This window comes from Kocuria sp. (assembly GCF_030536815.1).
In the GTDB taxonomy this organism is placed as follows: Bacteria; Actinomycetota; Actinomycetes; order Actinomycetales; family Micrococcaceae; genus Kocuria; species Kocuria gwangalliensis.
In genome coordinates this window covers 4090-5422 of sequence record NZ_JAUNPE010000145.1, presented here as the reverse complement: position 1 = coordinate 5422, position 1333 = coordinate 4090, and the positions used below count along the sequence as shown (strand labels likewise).

Genomic DNA, 1333 nt, shown 5'->3' with positions numbered 1-1333 from the left:
GTGCTCAGGAGTTCAGCGTGACCGAGACCAAGTTCCCCTCCACCGTGACCATTGGCGTGGATTATCCGGTCCTCCCCGGGCGCGAACGTCCGATTGCCCTGGTCAGCCTGGACTCCGCGGACTCCAAGGGGCTGATCATCTGGGGTTCTGAGGCGCTGCAGCAGCTGCGCCGCGAACTCACGGCAATTGACACCTCCGCGGTTGAGGCCGTGGTTGTCACGGGCAACACCACATCCTTCGGTGCAGGGGCGAACCTCAAGGAGATCCGGCACGCGCAGCTCAACGATGCCTCGGAGGATTACATTTGGGCCGGGCACGAGACGTTCGCGGTGCTCGCGGACATGCCGGTGCCCACCTTTTCACTCGTCACGGGCATGGCCCTGGGTGGCGGCATGGAGCTGGCCCTGCACTCGGATTATCGCCTGGCCGCCTCGGGAAAGGCGCAGCTGGGCCTGCCCGAGTGCCACCTGGGCTTCTTCCCCGGCTGGGGCGGCGTCTACCTGTTGCCGCACCTGGTCGGCGCCCAGGCCGCCCTCGACGTGATCGTCACCGACTCCATGCGCGGGCGGAACCTCAAGCCTCAGCAGGCCTTGGAGATCGGCATGGTCGACGCCGTACTGGACGGTTCCCCGGGGACGAGCGAGTGGGATCAGCAGTGGCGGCAGTGGGTGGTCGATGCTCTCGATGGCAAGCACGAACCGCGCAGGTCCTCCGATGACGACGCCGCCTGGCAGGGCGCCGTGGACTCCGCCCGGGCCAAGGCCGAGCGCGCCTGGCACGGTGCCGCGCCGGGTCCGGTCGCGGCCATCGATCTGGTGGGGCGCGCCCGGACGGATTCCCGGCACGCCAATGCCGCAGCGGCCGTGCAGTTGGCCTCGTCCGTGCTGCGGACCGACGCCGCCAAGGCCTCCCTCTACGCATTCGAGTTGGTCACCGCCCGACGCCGCGCTGCCGCCAACGTGCCGGACGCCCCCGTGCGCCCCATCCGCAGGGCGGCGGTCATTGGCGCGGGTCTGATGGCGGGCCAGCTCGCGAGCCTGATGGCCCAGGGCGCCCAGATTCCCGTGGTCATGACCGACCTGGACGACGAGCGCTTGGCCACCGGTGTGCAGCGCACCCGCGACCGGTTCACCGCGCAGGCGGAGAAGGGCCGCATGAGCCCCGAACAGGCCGAGAAGCTGGGCTCCCTGATCACCGGCGCCAAGAGCCCCGAGGATCTCGCGGACGCGGACTTCGTGATCGAGGCGGTCTTCGAGGAGCTCGACGTCAAGAAGAAGGTCTTCGCCCAGTGGGAGCCGGTGCTGCGTGCTGACGCGATTCTCGCCACCAATAC

The 1333-nt window shown here is 69.1% G+C and carries 1 protein-coding gene; it reads left to right on the top strand.

What is annotated here, in order from left to right:
• Positions 1-17: 17 nt before the first annotated feature.
• On the top strand, positions 18-1333 hold a 1316-nt coding region (locus Q4E95_RS10875; protein ID WP_303383327.1), incomplete at its 3' end, for a 3-hydroxyacyl-CoA dehydrogenase NAD-binding domain-containing protein.